The sequence below is a fragment of the Streptomyces krungchingensis genome (genome assembly GCF_054729265.1).
In genome coordinates, this window is record NZ_JBPUKY010000001.1 from 8,224,268 (window position 1) to 8,240,160 (window position 15,893).

At 73.2% G+C, this 15,893-nt stretch carries 15 protein-coding genes and 1 pseudogene; 5 read left to right on the top strand and 11 right to left on the bottom strand.

Translation table 11 applies throughout. The annotated features are described in order from the left end of the window. Positions 1-103: 103 nt before the first annotated feature. The 3 genes and pseudogenes from proB to ACSYGO_RS35805 form a co-directional block, all read right to left on the bottom strand. Entirely contained in the window at positions 104-1,297 is a 1,194-nt protein-coding gene (gene proB, locus ACSYGO_RS35795; RefSeq protein WP_426682013.1) for a glutamate 5-kinase, read from the bottom strand. A gap of 38 nt (positions 1,298-1,335) precedes the next feature. Next, positions 1,336-2,334 carry an alpha/beta fold hydrolase gene (locus tag ACSYGO_RS35800; RefSeq protein WP_460389083.1) on the bottom strand — a complete coding sequence of 333 codons (999 nt, stop codon included), beginning with the start codon at positions 2,332-2,334 and terminating at the stop codon, positions 1,336-1,338. A gap of 302 nt (positions 2,335-2,636) precedes the next feature. Further along, positions 2,637-2,891, bottom strand: a pseudogene (locus ACSYGO_RS35805) (WhiB family transcriptional regulator); the annotation flags it as partial. 579 nt (positions 2,892-3,470) lie between these two features. Here ACSYGO_RS35805 and ACSYGO_RS35810 point away from each other — a divergent pair. Then, on the top strand, positions 3,471-4,532 hold the full coding sequence (locus tag ACSYGO_RS35810; protein WP_426681989.1) for a type III polyketide synthase: 1,062 nt from the start codon (positions 3,471-3,473) through the stop codon (positions 4,530-4,532). Positions 4,533-4,595: 63 nt separating this feature from the next. Further along, positions 4,596-4,760: a hypothetical protein gene (locus ACSYGO_RS35815; RefSeq protein WP_460389085.1), complete on the top strand. Its 165-nt coding sequence runs from the start codon at positions 4,596-4,598 to the stop codon at positions 4,758-4,760. Positions 4,761-5,119: 359 nt separating this feature from the next. Here the strand turns inward: ACSYGO_RS35815 and ACSYGO_RS35820 are convergent, their stop codons facing one another. Both ACSYGO_RS35820 and ACSYGO_RS35825 read right to left on the bottom strand, forming a co-directional pair. Continuing rightward, positions 5,120-5,845 carry a TetR/AcrR family transcriptional regulator gene (locus ACSYGO_RS35820; protein ID WP_426681987.1) on the bottom strand — a complete coding sequence of 242 codons (726 nt, stop codon included), beginning with the start codon at positions 5,843-5,845 and terminating at the stop codon, positions 5,120-5,122. 185 nt (positions 5,846-6,030) lie between these two features. Beyond that, positions 6,031-6,636, bottom strand: a complete 606-nt coding sequence (locus tag ACSYGO_RS35825) for a TetR/AcrR family transcriptional regulator (protein ID WP_432174986.1) — start codon at positions 6,634-6,636, stop codon at positions 6,031-6,033. A 170-nt stretch (positions 6,637-6,806) separates the two neighbouring features. On the opposite strand from ACSYGO_RS35825, the gene ACSYGO_RS35830 reads away from it, so the two are divergent. From ACSYGO_RS35830 to ACSYGO_RS35840, 3 genes are read left to right on the top strand one after another with little or no spacing between them, the layout of a single operon-like run. Further along, complete coding sequence (locus ACSYGO_RS35830; RefSeq protein ID WP_460389088.1) at positions 6,807-7,892, top strand: 3-oxoacyl-ACP synthase III family protein; 1,086 nt, start codon at positions 6,807-6,809, stop codon at positions 7,890-7,892. Beyond that, positions 7,889-9,463 (top strand): acyl-CoA carboxylase subunit beta, encoded by a 1,575-nt coding sequence (locus tag ACSYGO_RS35835; protein ID WP_460389090.1) that lies wholly within the window; start codon positions 7,889-7,891, stop codon positions 9,461-9,463. Before ACSYGO_RS35830 ends, ACSYGO_RS35835 begins: the two co-directional genes overlap by 4 nt. 21 nt (positions 9,464-9,484) lie before the next feature. Continuing rightward, the gene (locus tag ACSYGO_RS35840) at positions 9,485-9,694 is read left to right on the top strand and encodes an acyl-CoA carboxylase epsilon subunit (RefSeq protein ID WP_432174988.1); all 210 of its coding nucleotides are present in this window, start codon (positions 9,485-9,487) and stop codon (positions 9,692-9,694) included. Positions 9,695-9,745: 51 nt separating this feature from the next. Here ACSYGO_RS35840 and ACSYGO_RS35845 read toward each other — a convergent pair whose 3' ends face one another. Genes ACSYGO_RS35845 through ACSYGO_RS35870 form a run of 6 tightly spaced genes read right to left on the bottom strand, consistent with a single transcriptional unit; the run spans position 9,746 to position 15,890 of the window. Continuing rightward, entirely contained in the window at positions 9,746-10,303 is a 558-nt protein-coding gene (locus ACSYGO_RS35845) for a TetR/AcrR family transcriptional regulator (RefSeq protein ID WP_426681982.1), read from the bottom strand. 59 nt (positions 10,304-10,362) lie between these two features. After that, positions 10,363-11,973, bottom strand: a complete 1,611-nt coding sequence (locus ACSYGO_RS35850; RefSeq protein WP_460389092.1) for an FAD-dependent oxidoreductase — start codon at positions 11,971-11,973, stop codon at positions 10,363-10,365. Beyond that, a complete protein-coding gene (locus ACSYGO_RS35855; RefSeq protein ID WP_460389094.1) occupies positions 11,957-13,444 on the bottom strand; it encodes an MFS transporter in 1,488 nt (495 codons plus the stop codon). The genes ACSYGO_RS35850 and ACSYGO_RS35855 overlap by 17 nt, the downstream gene beginning before the upstream one ends. Positions 13,445-13,466: 22 nt before the next feature. Next, entirely contained in the window at positions 13,467-14,351 is an 885-nt protein-coding gene (locus ACSYGO_RS35860; protein WP_460389096.1) for an SAM-dependent methyltransferase, read from the bottom strand. A gap of 1 nt (position 14,352) precedes the next feature. Further along, positions 14,353-15,177, bottom strand: a complete 825-nt coding sequence (locus tag ACSYGO_RS35865) for a methyltransferase domain-containing protein (RefSeq protein WP_460389098.1) — start codon at positions 15,175-15,177, stop codon at positions 14,353-14,355. Beyond that, positions 15,174-15,890 (bottom strand): hypothetical protein, encoded by a 717-nt coding sequence (locus ACSYGO_RS35870; RefSeq protein WP_460389100.1) that lies wholly within the window; start codon positions 15,888-15,890, stop codon positions 15,174-15,176. The genes ACSYGO_RS35865 and ACSYGO_RS35870 overlap by 4 nt, the downstream gene beginning before the upstream one ends. Positions 15,891-15,893: the final 3 nt, after the last annotated feature.

Genomic DNA, 15,893 nt, shown 5'->3' on the forward strand with positions numbered 1-15,893 from the left:
CGTGTGCGGGGTGGCTCGGCGACCCGTGCGGTCGGGTGTGTTCCCCGTGCGTGCCTGCTCGGCCGCCGTGCCGACGAACACACGTATGCGCCTGCGGGACCGCTCAGTCGCCGGAGCGGTCGGGTGCGGCGCCCGCGCGGGCGTACTCCGCCGCCGTCCGGATACGGACGCGCACGCGGGCCGGCGCGGGCGGAGGTGTCCCGTCGCCGGACGGCGCAGGCCGTACCAGCGGCACCAGATCGTCCTGGTGGACGACCTCACGCGAGGAACGGCCCTGGAGCCGGGGCAGTTCGCGGGCGTCCAGACCGGCCAGCCCGCGCGCCACCACCCGTCCGTTCTCGTCGAGCAGCTCGACCGGATCACCGGCCACGAAGTCCCCGTCGGCGTGCGTCACGCCGTCGGCGAGCAGCGGCCCGCGGCGCTGGAGGACGGCCCGGGCCGCGGGCGGGGTGAGCCGCACCGTGCCGCGCGGGCTGCTCGCGTGCTCCAGCCAGAGCAGATGGTCGGCGGACCGCTCCCCGGTGCGGTGGAAGAACGTGCCGGTCTCGCGTCCGGTGAGCGCGTCCGCGGCGTGCCGGGCGGCGGTGAGGACGACGGGGATCCCCGCGTCGGTGGCGATGCGGGCCGCCTCCACCTTGGTCACCATGCCCCCGGTGCCGACGCCTGAGCCGCCCGCGCTGCCGATCTCCACGCCCACGAGGTCCTGGTTGCCGCGGATCTCCCGCAGGCGCCGTGACCCGGGCCTGCGGGGGTCTCCGTCGTACAGGCCGTCGACGTCGGAGAGCAGGACCAGCAGGTCGGCGCGGACGAGATGGGCGACGAGCGCGGCCAGCCGGTCGTTGTCGCCGAACTTGATCTCCGCGGTGGCCACCGTGTCGTTCTCGTTGACGACCGGAACGGCACCCATGGTCAGTACCTGGGCCAGCGCGCGGTACGCGTTGCGGTAGTGCGCGCGGCGGCTGATGTCGTCGGCGGTCAGCAGGACCTGGCCGACACGCAGTCCGTGGCGGGCGAAGGAGGCGGTGTAGCGGGCGACCAGCAGGCCCTGGCCGACACAGGCCGCCGCCTGCTGCCTGGCCAGGTCCCGGGGCCGCTCGGTGAGGCCGAGCGGGGCGAGTCCCGCGGCGATCGCGCCCGAGGACACGAGGACGACCTCGGTGTCGGTCGTCCGCGACCGCGCGAGGACGTCCACCAGGGCGTCGACCCGGTCGGAGTCGAGACCTCCGGAGGCGGTGGTGAGCGAGGAGGAGCCCACCTTGACGACGATACGACGGGCCGTCAGAACATCTGCGCGCAGAGCCGGTTCACCTGCCGGGCCGGTGTGCGGAGGGCGGTTCACCGGGTGCCCGCGGCGGACAGGGCGAGGTCTCCCGGCAGACTCCGGGACATCTCGCGCAGCAGTGCGTGCACGGTCTCCACGACGAGCACGGGCCGTTCGTACGGCAGGTCGTGGCCCTGCCCCGGCACGGTCTGCAGCACCGCTCCGGGTATGTCCGCGGCCAGCCGTCGCGCCTGGGCGGGCGGGGTGACACAGTCCAGGGCGCCGACCAGGACGCGTACGGGCACCCGGGCCAGCGCGCCGAGCCGGCCCGCGCAGTCGTGTGTGGTCAGGGCGGCGTAGAACTCGGCGATGGCCATCGCGGGGATGTCCCGGAAGGCGCGGGCCCCCTCGCGGACCGTCTCGGTGTGCGGCCCGGCTCCCAGCACCGCCCGCCACAGGGGCGCGGAACTGGGGTGCGACAGCGGCCCGGTGAGCAGCCGGTGCACGGTCCTGGCCGAGCGCGGTGAACGCATCAGCCCGTCCGCGAGCCGCTGCCGGGCCCGGGTGAGCCGGCGTACGGCCGCCCCGGGCCGGTCGGCCGGGACGGTCAGGCCCTCGGCCACCTCGTTCAGGCAGGTGGAGACCAGGCCCACCGCGGTCACCCGCGCCCCGAACAGGGCGGGTTGCCGGGCGGCGAGCTGCTGGATGGCCATGCCGCCCATGGAGTGGCCGAGGACCACGACGCCGGAGTCGTCCCGGACGGCCTCCTCGATCACGCGGCCGAGGTCCCGGCCGAGGAGCGCCATGTCGAGCGCGGCGCCGCCGCGGGTCGAGCGGCCGTGGCCGCGCTGGTCGTAGCTGATCGCGCGTACCGCCGGGAAACCCTGGCGGGGCCTGGTCAGCGCGTCGATGTGCGGCCGCCAGTCCCGGGCGGACGTCGTCCAGCCGTGGCACAGCAGGACGGTGACGGGCGCGTGGGGATCGCCGTGCGCGTAGACGGCGATCTCGGCACCGTCGTCGGTGGTGACCGGGCCCGCCAGGTGGCGGGGTCCGTCGAGGGCGAGGGCGGTCATGACGCCCCGCCACGGCCGGCGGCGAGCGCCCCGGTTCTGCGTGTACGCGGCCCGCGGGCAGCCGGGCCCGAGGCACGCTCCTCGGGGACCCGGATGTACAAGGACGCCGACTCGGCCGTGTGCCAGGCCTGTTGGACCTGGCCGAAGGTCAGTCCCAGCGCGCCGGCGATTCGCCGGGGACTCCAGCCGCGGCGCCGCAGGAACCACACGTAAGCCGGCCGCTGTCGTGGGTGCGTCTCGATGCGCCGGCCGCCGTTCGCGAGGAACGCGGCGAGTTCGGAGCTGATCGTGCCGAGGGTGGCGGCGACGCGGAGCAGTTCGCGGCGTTCGCGGACGTTGAGTCCGCCCCAGATGCCGGTGCTCTCGCCGTTGCGGAGCGCCTCGTCCAGGCACTGCCGGGCCACCGGGCAGGCGGCGCACCATTGTTTGGCGACGCTCTCCCGGTCCTCGTCCGTGCCGCCGGCGGGCGGGAAGAAGGTCTCGGGGTCGGTGTCACGGCAGGCCGCGCGCTCCACCCAGGGGTCGATGTCCGCGCGGTGGTGCGCCGGTGCGTGCATGGCGGTCAGCCCTTCCTCGTTGTGGGCGGGGACGGTGGGCACGGAACCGAGAGTAAACTCAACATGCAATGATTTCAATGGTTGTTGATATCTGGCCTGAAGTCATGCGCTCCGAGGGGGTGGAAGAGGGGGAAAGTTGAAGGTGGGACGGTCTTCCTGTGGATTCCACGCTTGTTGAAATAGGGGCTTGCTGGCATCAACTCGGCTGGCGTACGGTCACGTTGGCTTCACCCGCCGGGCCCACCGCACGGGGCCTCGGGAAGCGCCGACGGACGTGCTCCGGGCTGTGCCCGGACGCCCCCACCGTCCTCTGCGCGCTCGCGGGGAGCGCCGCGAACCAATGTTCCTGAACGTCATGCGCCATCGAGCTCGACGTATTCCATCCGCGCTGTACGGCGCTCCCAACGGGGGGAGCACGGTCGACACCTGGGGGGTGTTTCGCGTGCGCAGACTTCCATGGCGAGAGCTGTCGAACGCACCGGTGGCCGGCACCACGCTCGGATGATCCGGGCCGTGGCCGCCCCGTCCTGAGCGGGCTCGTTCTCAGTTCGCACCTGTCCGAGAGCTCTTGGAGGTCCCATGTCCGTCGTCACCGCGCCCGTCGTCACGTTGCCGCGCCATCAAGTGACCACCGACGAACTGCTCGACCGCATCACGGAGCTGTACGAGGGCCATCCCGGTCTCGCCGTCGCCCGGCGGGTCATCCGGTCCACCACGGTCCGCGCGCGCTGGTACACCCGGCCGCTGGAGGAGCAGTTCGACGACACCCTGCCGCTCGCGGAGCGTACGCGCAGGCATCTGGAGGACAGCCTGGACCTGGCGGAGAAGGCCGCGCGCGGGGCCCTCGTCGAGGCGGGCCTGACCGCGGCCGACATCGACGGCCTGGTCGTCCTCAGCGCCACCGGTCACACCATGCCGGGGCTCGACGTCTTCCTGATGGAACGGCTCGACCTTCCCCCCTCGGTGCGGCGCATACCCGTCACCCAAGTCGGGTGCGGTGGTGGGGTGTTCGCGCTGGTCCGGGCGATGGACATGGTGGCGGCCCACCCGGGCGCCACGGTCCTGGTGGTCTGCGCCGACGTGTTCAGCCACTATCTGCACCGCGGGGACACCGGCCTCGACGGCATGATCCTCAAGGGGTTGTTCGGCGACGCGGCCGGCGCCTGCGTGGTGCGTCCCGAGGCCCAGGGTCCCCGCATGGAGCTCACCCACTCCTGGGAGTACCTCCACCCCGACAGCCGCGACCTGGTCGGCAGCCGTACGGAGGGGGACGGGCTGCACGCCTACAACTCCCCGAAGCTGCGCAACGTGATCGAGGGCACGATGCCGCGCATCCTCGAATGGCTGGAGCGCGTCGCGCCGCCCGGCACGGACCCCGTACCGCGTTTCGTGGTCTCGCACACCGGTGGCCCCCGCATCCTGGACGCGATCGCCGGCGGCCTCGGCTGCGACCCCGCGATGGTGGACCTGGCCCGCGACTCGCTGCGGGAGCTGGGCAACGTGGGCTCGGTCTCGGTCCTCGACGTCCTGGAACGGACCTTCGTCAAGTCGCCCGCCGAGGGAGATCACGGGCTCGTCCTCGCGGCCGGCCCCGGTGTCTCCCTGTTCGCGGCCCGGGCCGTCTGGCGACCCTGGCAGTGACCCCGGGCCGGCGCGCCACCGACGGCCGCTCACCCGAAGACTGACACACAGTCACATCACTGTGTGCGTAGGGTCGTCGAGGCACAGGCGGACACCGCACCGGTCCTCGCCCCGACCCTCGACCCGACTCCCGTGACCGCGCCGACCCGGTGCGCACGGCTCGGCGATCGCACCGGCCGTACGCCCATGGCCCTCGACCGCCTCGCCCGCACCCGCATGAGTCCGTGACCGTACCGGTCGCACCCGCACGGGTCCGTGACCGTACCGATCGCACTCCCACGGCGCGCGACCGCGTCGGCCGTCCGTGCGCACCCGCACCCGCATCCGCACCAGTACCCGTGCCCGAATCCGCACCCGCGGCAGGCGCCGGTACCGGCGCCTGCGTCGCCCGGGCGAGGGCGGGCCCGTGCGTCACGCGCGGCCCCCGCACCGCCGTGCCGCACGACCACCGTCCCCCGAACGCACCGTCCCGTACGCCCTTCCGGCCCGGCGGTGACCGGCGGCCCTGCGGGGCCTGCCGCCGAACCCGGGCCCGCGAGGGCGTCCGACGTGACAGCCGGGCCCGGGGCCCGGCTCCGTGCGGCGCGTCAGTCCTGCGCCGGGGCCGTGCGCGGCTCCAGCTCGCTGGACAGGCGCTGTTCCAGGGCCGGCACGACCCAGGCGAGGAACTCCTCGAAGTCCATCGAGGCCAGCGGGTGGATCTTGAGCACGTAACGCATGAGAGCCAGGCCGACGAGGTGGCCCGAGGCCAGGGCGGCGCGGGTCTCCGCGTCCGGCCGGTCCTTGTAGCCCGAACTCGCCGCCCAGCTCTTGGTGCTCGCCTCGACACGGGCGCGCAGCGTCTCCGAGGTGGCGCTGTCGGCGAGACCGGCCCGGTAGATGGCGGTCATGCCGTGCCGGGTCTCCTCGTTCTCCCAGAACGTGAGGTACGCGCGGGCGAGCCAGGAGGCCTCCGAGGTGCCCGTCTCCTCCACGGAGGGAGGCATCTCGTCGAAGACGGAGGAGACGCTGAGCGGCGAGTTCACCGCGGCGTCGAACACGCCTTCCTTGTTGTCGAAGAAGTGGTGCACCAGCGCCGGGTCCACCTGGGCGTCCTCCGCGATGGCGCGGATGGTGGTCCTGGCGTAGCCGCGGTCGGCGAAGAGCTGGAGCGCCGACTCCAGGATCTGTTCTCTCGTGCCGCTGTCACCGGGCCGGCGCCCGCTGCGCGCACGCACCGGGCGCGGCTTCTTCGCTGCGGGGGTGGCGGCCCGCCGAGGCGAGCCGGGCTTGCGGGCGGGGGTGGGCGAACCGTCTGTGCGCCTGGATGTCATGGGATCACTGCACTTCGGGGGGTCCGTGAGCGAATAATTCACTGAGTAGTGAAAACTATCCTATCAGGCGGTCCCCCGGGATTCCATCCACAGGAAGCGCTCGGCAAGTACATGGTCATGTCCGGGCGTTGGCGTGCGCGACGACTCCGGTCCGGGTGGTGTTCACCGACGCGGCCGGGGTGTGGTCATCGCGTGGTGTCGCTCCCGAGCAGAGTCTGCCGCAGTCCCGGTGCGATCGTCTCGACGACCGTCTCCAGGTCCGCCGCGGCGACGGAGTCCACCCTCATGAGGTGTCGCACGAAGGCTACTCCGCCGAGCTGCGCCCCGAAGAGCGCGGTGCGCAGCTCGGCCCCGGCGCCGGGCAGCTCGTGGTCGACCTGGCTGTTCAGGGCCCTGCTGACGCGGTCGCGCAGGATCAGGGAAGCTTCCTGGTCGGAGAGTGCGACCCGGTAGAGCTCGACCATCGGGGAGTCCTCCTCGCCGGGCTCCCACAGGGACAGATAGGTGCGGGCGAGGCGGACGGGCAGATCCTCGTCGACGCCTTCGGTCACCGCGGGACGAAGGATTCCGGCCACCTTGACGGTCCGTTCGACGAGGGCGCCGAACACCGCGGCCTTGTCGGGCAGGAGTTCGCGCGCGCGGTCCTCGTCGAGGCCGGCCGCGGCGGCCAGTTCCGTGAAGGCGGTCTGCCGGTATCCGAGCCGGGTGAAGAGGGTGCGGCCCGCGGAGATCAGGGCCTGGGTCGCCTCGGCGCGGGCCTCGGAGGCGGTCGCTGTGTCGGTGGCGGTCATCGCGGCAACTCCCGTTGGTGTGGGGCGTCTCGGTCGGCGGGGCGGGCGGTGCGCGCCGATTAATTCATGCTTCAGTGAACTCTTTCGGTGTTGAATTTGTCAAGCGGCTCTGCGATGATTTCAACGCCTGGTGAGTTAAGGAGTGGCTCGCCGCTGCCCGAGGAGGAATCGTGCAGTCCATCGGCATCATCGGAGTGGGCTCCTACCTGCCCGAGGCCATCATCAGCAACGCGGAGATCGGGCGCGGCGCCGGCGTGAGTGACGAGTGGATCGTCCGCAAGACCGGAATCCGCGAGCGGCGCCGCGCCGCCCCGCACGAGGCCACCTCGGACCTCGCCGTCGCGGCGGCCGAACGCGCCCTGGAAGGTGCCGGACTGACGGCCGATCAGCTGGCCTACGTGGTCGTCGCCACCTCCACCCCCGACCATCCGCAGCCCGCCACGGCCGCCCTCGTGCAGCACCGCATCGGAGCCCGCCGGGCCGCCGCCTTCGACGTCAACGCGGTGTGCAGCGGCTTCGTCTACGCCCTCAAGACCGTGGAGAAACTGCTCGGCGGCGCCCCCGACGGCGAACCGCGCCACGGCCTCGTCATCGGCGCCGACATCTACTCCCGCATCCTCGACTACGGCGACCGCCGCACCGCAGCCCTCTTCGGGGACGGCGCCGGCGCGACCGTACTCGGGCCCGTCGCCCCCGGACTCGGACTGCGCGAGATATCGCTGGTCTCCCGCGGCGACGCGCACCGGCTGATCGAGGTCACCGCCGGTGGCAGCCGCCGCCCGCCCTCCCCGCAGACCGTGACCGACGGAGACCACTACTTCCGCATGGACGGCCGGGGCGTGCGCGACTTCGTCACCCGCACCCTGCCCTACGAGACCGGCCGGCTGCTGCGCCGGGCCGGCGTCCCGGCCGACGCCGTACAGCACTTCGTCCCGCACCAGGCCAACGGCATCATGCTCGCCGAACTCTGGCCCGACCTCGGCCTGCACCGCGCCGCCCTCCACCTCACCCTGGAGCGCTACGCCAACACCGGGGCGGCGTCCGTTCCGATCACCCTCGCCGAGATGAACCGCAGCGGAGCCGCCGCACCAGGAGACCTCGTCGTGCTCGCCGCGTTCGGCGGCGGGATGAGCCTCGGCATCGCCCTGCTGAACTGGTCGATGGAGCCCCGTGCGGGCACCCCCGCGCCCGACGCGGACCCCGCCGTCCCGCACCTCCTCACCGTCGGCGGCCGTGTCGGCCCCCTCGCGCCGTGACCGCCGACGACACGGCCGCCCCCGACATCAGGGCACGCGTGGCGCAGTTGCGCGGACTGCGCGAGCAGGTCCGCCGCGGCCCGGACGAGAAGGCGACCGCATCCCAGCACGCCAAGGGCAAGCTCACGGCCCGCGAACGCATCGAACTCCTCCTGGACGAGGGCACCTTCACCGAGGTGGAGCCGCTGCGCCGGCACCGCGCCACGGGATTCGGGCTGGAGGACCGCCGGCCGCACACCGACGGTGTCATCACCGGCTGGGGCACCGTCCATGGACGGACCGTGTTCGTCTACGCCCACGACTTCCGCATCTTCGGCGGAGCCCTGGGCGAGGCCCACGCCGAGAAGATCCACCGCATCATGGACCGCGCCCTCGCCGCCGGGGCCCCGCTCGTCTCGCTCAACGACGGTGCGGGCGCCCGGATCCAGGAGGGCGTGACCGCGCTGTCCGGCTACGGCGGGATCTTCCGCCGCAACGCCCGCGCCTCCGGGGTGATTCCGCAGATCAGCGTGATGCTCGGCCCCTGCGCGGGCGGCGCCGCCTACTCTCCGGCGCTCACCGACTTCGTGTTCATGGTCCGCGAGACCTCGCAGATGTTCATCACCGGACCCGACGTCGTCCAAGCGGTCACCGGTGAGAAGGTGAGTTTGGGCGGGCTCGGCGGCGCCGACGTGCACGCCGAGGTGTCGGGCGTCGCGCACTTCGCGTACGACGACGAGGAGACCTGCCTGGAGGAGGTCCGCTACCTCCTCTCCCTGCTCCCGCAGAACAACCGCGAGACCGCGCCCGTCGTCCACCCCGAGGACCCGGTGGACCGGCCCTGCGACCCGCTCCTCGACCTCGTCCCCGCCGGCGGACACCGGCCCTACGACATGCGACGGGTCGTGGAGGAGATCGTCGACGACGGCGAGTACCTGGAGATCCATGAACGCTGGGCGGCCAACGTGATCGTCGCCCTCGCCCGCATCGGTGGCCAGGTCGTCGGGATCGTCGCCAACCAGCCCCTGGTCCTGGCGGGTGTCCTCGACATCGACGCCAGCGAGAAGGCGGCCCGCTTCGTCCAGATGTGCGACGCGTTCAACATCCCGCTGGTCACCCTGGTCGACGTCCCCGGGTTCCTGCCCGGCGTCGACCAGGAGCACAACGGCATCATCCGGCGCGGCGCCAAACTGCTCTACGCGTACTGCAACGCCACCGTGCCCCGGATATCCCTGATCCTGCGCAAGGCCTACGGCGGCGCGTACATCGTCATGGACTCCCGTTCCGTGGGCGCCGACCTCTCGTTCGCCTGGCCCTCCAACGAGATCGCGGTGATGGGCGCGGAGGGTGCCGCCAATGTCATCTTCCGCCGCCGCATCCAGGCCGCCGACGACCCCGAGGCCACCCGCCGCCAGCTCGTCAAGGAGTACAAGGCCGAGCTGATGCACCCGTACTACGCCGCGGAGCGCGGACTGCTGGACGACGTGGTCGACCCCGTCGAGACCCGCCGCGTCCTCGCCGAGTCGCTCCGCATGCTGCGCACCAAGCACGCCGACCTGGCATCCCGCAAACACGGCAACCCCCCTCAGTGACCGCGCACCCGAAGGAGCGTCATGACCACAGCCACCGAAACAGCAGCGCCCCTCGTCCGCGTGGTCAGGGGAGGCGCGCTCCCCGCCGAGGAACTGGCCGCCCTGACCGCGGTCCTCCTGGCCCGGGCCACGCCCGCCGCCGACGAGGCGCCACCCGCGCAGGCCGCGCCGGTCGTCCCCCTCTGGGACCGCCCGGCGCCCTACCGTTCGCCGCAGAGCTGGCGCAGCTGACACAGGGGAAGGGGCCCGATGCCGACGGCATCGGGCCCCTTCCCCTGTGCCTCACAGACCGGCCAGCGCGGCCCTCATCGACGGGGCGACCAGGTCGGCCAGGGCCTGCACGGACAACCCGGCGATCGGCTGGAGCCGCAGCAGGTAGCGCGCGAAGGCCACCCCCAGCAGCTGTGCGGCGACCAGTCCGCTGCCGGCCGCCGCCCGCTCCACGCCCAGCACACCGGTCAGACTGCTGGTGAACTGCTCGTGCAGCACGCTGCGCAGCCGCTCCGCGGCCCGCTCGTTGGTGGCCGCCGAACGCAGCAGCAGGCGCAGCGACCCCTCGGCCGTGTCCTGCTCCCACGGCGCCAGAAAATGCGCGACGAGGGCGTGCGGCAGCCGTTCCACCGGTGTGCCCGTCAGGTCGGGCAGCCCCAGATCGACGTCGAGGGCGGCCTCGAACAGCCGCTCCTTGCTTCCGAAGTACCGCATGACCATCGAGGGGTCTATGGCCGCCGTAGCGGCGATGGCCCGTATGGTCGCCCGCTGGTACCCGTCGGCCGCGAAGTGCACGCGAGCGGCGTACAGGATCGCCTCCCGGGTCCGCTGGGAACGAACTGTCACCACGGCCTTCCTCCCTCACCCGGGCCCGGCCCCACCGTCCGGCGGGACCGGGCGCTTCGCCCTCAGGCCTGCTCGACGGGCGAGGGTTCCTGCTCGGCGGCCGTCGCCGCACCGGGCGCGGCGGCGCCCGCCCGGCCTGTCTCCCGGACCGCCGGGCGCGGCGCGGGTCCCTCCTCGCCGCACCACCGGTGCAGGGCCGACCGGATCCGCCCCTCGCGCCCGTCGGCGTCGCCCGTCCCGTCCACCCAGGCGGCGTAACCGTCCGGGCGCACCAACAGGGCACCCACACCGGGCAGTTCGGGCAGCGGGGCGCCGACACGCACCGGGCTGACCCGCGACCCCCACGCCTCCGTCACCGTGGCGCACCGCCCGTCCTCGCCGAGGTCGAGCAGCAGGAACCGCCCGTCGCGCATCAGCGAGTACAGCCGCACCGGAGCACCTCCCGCGCGCGGCACGGTGAGGTCGGGCACCCGCTGCCCCGCCCGCACGGACAGCCGGGCGCCCGGCGCCCCGCGCCGCGCGTACCCGGTCCGCAGCCCGGAGATCGCCTCACCGGCGGTCTTCCGGATCCGCCGGTGGGAAAGGGCCCTGGCCATCGCCGCACGGCGCAGCGCGGTCACCAGCGGGGACGAGGCGGTGGCCAGCCGGGTGGCCCGGTCGGTGGCCGCGAGAATCCGCTCGGCCTGCGGCCGGCGCTCCGTCTCGTAGGAGTCCAACAGCCCGGCGGGCGCCCAGCCCTGCACCTCGGCGGCGAGCTTCCAGCCCAGGTTCACGGCGTCCTGGATGCCGAGGTTCAGCCCCTGCCCGCCCAGCGGCGAGTGCAGATGCGCCGCGTCCCCGGCGAGCAGCACCCGCCCGGTCCGGTACTGGTCGGCGATCCGCTGGTGGATCTTGAACCGGGCCAGCCACTCCGGCTCGTACGGTCCGGGATCGAACCCCAGCGCCCGCGTGAGAACCTCGCCGAGCTCCTCCAGCGTCACCGGTTCCCGCGTCCAGGGCCGGTCGCGGCGTGCCACGGCGATCCGGTACAGCCCGTCGCCGTACGGCACCGAGACCATCACCCCGCCGCCGCCGGAGACGACGAGCACGTCGTCCGGCGGCGGCTTGCGCAGCCGCACGTCGGCGAGGATCGGCGCGATGTCGTACGTACGGCCGCGGAAGGCGATGCCGGCCAGTTCGCGTACGGCACTGTGGGCGCCGTCGCAGCCGACGACGAAGTCGGCGCTCTCCTCCCACTCCCCGTCGGCGGTGCGCACCTGGAGCGTGACGCCGGAGCCGTCCTGCGTCAGGCCGTACACCTCCGCGTCGCGCTCGATGGTGACGCCGAGGTCGAGGGCCCGCTGCTGGAGCACCTCCTCGGTGCGGCTCTGCGGGATGACGTTGAGGGAGGGGAAGCGGGTGTCGAGCTCGGCGAAGTCGACACGGGCTCCGCGCGCCGGCACCATCCGGCCCACCGGCCGGCCGAGGGCCACCAGGGCGTCGGCGTGACCGCGCAGGTCGAGCACCTCCATGGTCCTGCTGTACAGGCCCATCGCCCGGGACTGCGTGGACGGCGCGAGACGACGTTCCAGGACGGTGCAGGACACGCCGGCCGCGGCCAGCTCGCAGGCCAGGGCGAGCCCGGTGGGCCCGGCTCCCACGACGATGACGGACTGCTCAGGAGCGATGGCCACGGATTCCTCCTTGGACGTGGGGCACGGATGACGGCGCGTGCGGCGCGGCGGCCGGGGGTGCGGACGGCGCCGGGGCCGGGTTCGCGTGCGGCGCGACGACCGGGGGTGCCGACGGGGCCGAGCCTGGGTTCGCATGCGGCGGGGCGACCGGGGTTACGCACCGGACCGGGTCCGGGGACGGCGGGTCGGCCGGGTCGGCCGACGGCGCCGCGGGCGGAGCGGTGGTCTCGCCGGCGGACCCGGCGACGGGCGGCGGGCCGGCCGACAGGCCGGCACGGGCCGACCAGACCCCGGCGGCGAGCACGAGGGCCCCGAGCAGCAGCCAGCCCACCGCCCCCTGCCGCACCACCAGGAAGGTCACGACCAGCGGCCCGTAGGTGTTGCGGGCCGCGTTCCCCAGGCCGAAGAAGGCCAGATACACCTGGCGGCTGTCCTCGGGCGCCAGGTCGTACGAGATCGCCCAGGCCCCCGCCTGCTGATGCATCTCGGCGAACGCCTGGAAGGCGACCGCGCCGAGCAGCAGCGCGACGGCGAACGGGGCCGGCACCGCCCCGGTCACGGCGAGCCCGCCGCAGCCCACCGCGAGCAGCAGCCCGCTGCGCCGCAACGCGCGCCCGCCGTCACCGGCGCTCTCGATGCCCCGGGTGGCTCGCACCTGGAAGAGCACCACCACGACCGTGTTCAGGACCAGCGTCCAGGCGATGGCCGCCCGCGGAAGGCGGTCATGGGCGAGCACCCACAGCGGGACACCGGCGGTCAGCACGGTGACATGCAGACTGACCAGCGAGTTGAGCCCGGTCAGGAGAGCGAAGCGGCGGTCTCGGAACACACTGAACCGCCGCTTCCACGGCAGCGGCCGCCCACCGTCGGGTGCGGCCGCCGCCGTCGTCCGCAACCGGGCGACCAGGGCCGCCGCGACCACGAACGAGACCGAATTGGCGTACACGATGCCCACGTACACGCCGTCGCTGTCCGGTACCAGCGCCGCTCCCGCGACCAGGCCGCCGAGGGCCAGGCCCAGGTTCTGCAGGGACCGTGCCCGCCCCATGGCCCGGACCCGCTGGTCCTTGCCGACCGCGGTTGCGAACAGGCCCTGCACCAGCGGCGAGGCCGCGCGGTCGGCGACCGCGAGCAGCGCGATCACGCACAGGAACGCCGGGAAGGCGGAGGCGAACGGATAGCAGGTGAGCAGTGCCGCCCGGGCCAGATGCGCGGCGATCAGCATGCGTCGCGGGCCGGCCCGGTCCGCCAGCATCCCGATCGGCACCAGGGACAGGAGGGACACCGCTCCCGCGACGGAGAGCCCGACTCCCACCTGTCCGCCGCCGAGGTGCAGATACCGGGTGAAGAAGACGACCGACACGGCCATGTAGAGCCCACTGCCGAGGGCGTCGACGAAGACCGCGACGAGCAGGACCGCCGCCGCGCCGTGCAGCCGCCCGCGCCGCTCCCGCTCCGCTGCCTGTGCCATGGCTTCCTCACTCGGTCGGTGGTCAGTAGTAGTCGCGCATCAGCTCGTCCACCCACTCCGGCTGGACGACCTCCTCGCGCGGTCCGAACTGCCGCAGATACGGCTTGATGTCGAGCACCGGGGTGCCGTCGACGGCGTCGAGACCGACGACATGCAGATCGAGTCCGTCCGTCTTGACCAGCCGGCAGCGGGAGACCCCGATGCGGTTGGGGCGGTTCTTGCCGCGCTGCGCGAAGATGCCGGCCAGCGGCCACTGAGGGTTGTTGCGCGGATGACGCGCGCCCTCCTGCACCTTGGCCGGCGGCACCCGGTGGAAGTGGAAGACGACCTCCAGGTGGGAGAACGAGTCGAGGGAGAGCAGCGCGTCCGCGGTGAACCGCTCGGCGTCCAGCCGGATGACGGACGTCACCTTCCCCCAGTGGTCGTCGACGAGTTCGCGCCGTTCGTTGCGCACATGCGCGATGGGCACCAGGTCAGTGATCGGTTCACCGGTCATGCCAGTCCTTCCGTCGTCGCCGTCCAGGGCAGGTCCCGCGGCGTCCTGCTCCAGGGACCACACCCGGCCCCGGACGAGCAACTCCCCATCGGTGGCCCGCTGCACGGTCAGATAGATCTCCTCGCGCGGTACGTCGAGCAGGGCGCCCAGGCGGTCCTGGAGCAGCCGCAGCAGCCGGTGCACCTGCGGCCGGCTGTAGCTCTCCTTGCACACGACGAACCCGACCGGGGCCGGTGCCGCGGCACCCGCGTGCCATTCGGGCCGGTGGAAGGTGTCCGGCTCCAGGCGCTGCCACCACACCCAGCAGTGACCGCGCTCCAGCCCGAGCAGCGCCGTCACCGAGTCGGCCAGCTCGCCGAGCACGGCCGCCCCGGGGCTGGGCGCCGGGGAGAAGAGCCTGATCACCGGCATCTCAGCGCACCCCGCCGAGCGGCTTCACGCCGATCACCATGCAGGTGCGCACGGGGATGAAGTACTCCTCGCCCTCCTGACGGATGCCGAGGGCCTCCCGGTGCCGGGCCGGCGCCTCGGCGAGCCGGGCCCGGATGGCCCGCTCGGCCTCCGCGCCGGACGACGCGATCTCGCACCACCGCCGGACGGGCACCCCGGTGCGGCTCTCCGACTGGGCACCCCGGGCGACCGGCACGTTGAGCCCGGCGTCCTGGAAGAAGCCGATCCACTCGTCCAGGGTGTAGCTGCGCACGTGCGTCGGGTCGTGCAGCATCTCCAGTTCGTGGTTGAGCGCGTCGACGGCGGGGTCCTCGTGGCCCTCCAGGTCGATGACCGCGAGACGCCCTCCGGGGCGCAGCAGTCGTGTCATCTCGCTCACGGCCTTCGGCATGTCACCGAAGTGGTGCGGGGCCAGGCGGGACACCACGAGGTCGAACGAGGCGTCCGCGAAGGGGAGTTCCTCGGCACGGGCCTCGGTCGTCTCCACGGTGATGCCGCGCTCCGCCGCGAGCCTGCGGACGGACGCCAGCATGTTCGGCGCCGGGTCCACCGCGACGAGACGAGCGGGGAGTTCGTCGGCGAACGACAGGCCCAGGTGGCCGGCGCCGCAGGCGACGTCGCAGACGGCGCGCCCGGTCTGCGGGCCCAGCGTCTCGTGCAGGGCCTCCATCGTGGGGCTGGAACGATGCACCTCGCTGGTCGCGAAGTTCTCGGCGATCTTGTCGAATCGCTGGCTGGAGAGCATGTCGTGCGCCGCCTTCTGCGTCGTGTGCCGTCTGTCCGTCACTGAGCGGTGCCCACCAGGTCGGTGAGTGCCGCGATCGCGTCCCGGGACGGGCCCGGGCCGCAGGGATGGAGGGTGTGCCCGAGCCCTTCGAGCAGATGCACGCGGACCTCGAAGGCGCGCCGCCCGACCAGCCGGCTCGCCGACCACCGGCCGTACATGTCCGGGGCGAACACGGCGGGCGGCAGGGTCTCGTCGTCGGCGTCGGCCACGTAGCCCACCAGGTCGAAGCTGCCGTACACCAGGTCGAGGGACGGGACGTGCGAGGTCAGGAAGGCGTCCTCCTCGATCACCGTGCCGACCAGCACCGCGCGGTCCGCCTGCCGGGGTTCGCCGGAGCGCAGCAGCTGGAGCAGGGCGAGCGCGCCCAGGGAGAAGCCGACGAGTGCGAGCGGTCCGGCGGGCAGGTGCCGGTGTGCCGCCAGCAGCCGGGACAGCCGGCCGGCCCGGGTGCGCCGATCGGCCTCCGTGGAGGGCGAGTTCGGCTCCCGCACCGGCATGTCGCAGGTGAGCACCTGCGCGCCCTGGGCGACCAGCCGGCCGGTCAGCTGCTCCAGCAGCAGGTCGTCCCGTCCCTGCCCGTCCAGGACGGAGACGCTGCCGGGACCGGCCAGCAGAACGGTCGCGCGCGCCGGACCGGCGGGGAAGGACCGCCGGGTGCGGTACCGCGTCCCGTCGGTGTCCCGGCGCCACTGGGTGCGCTGATGCACGTTCATCGG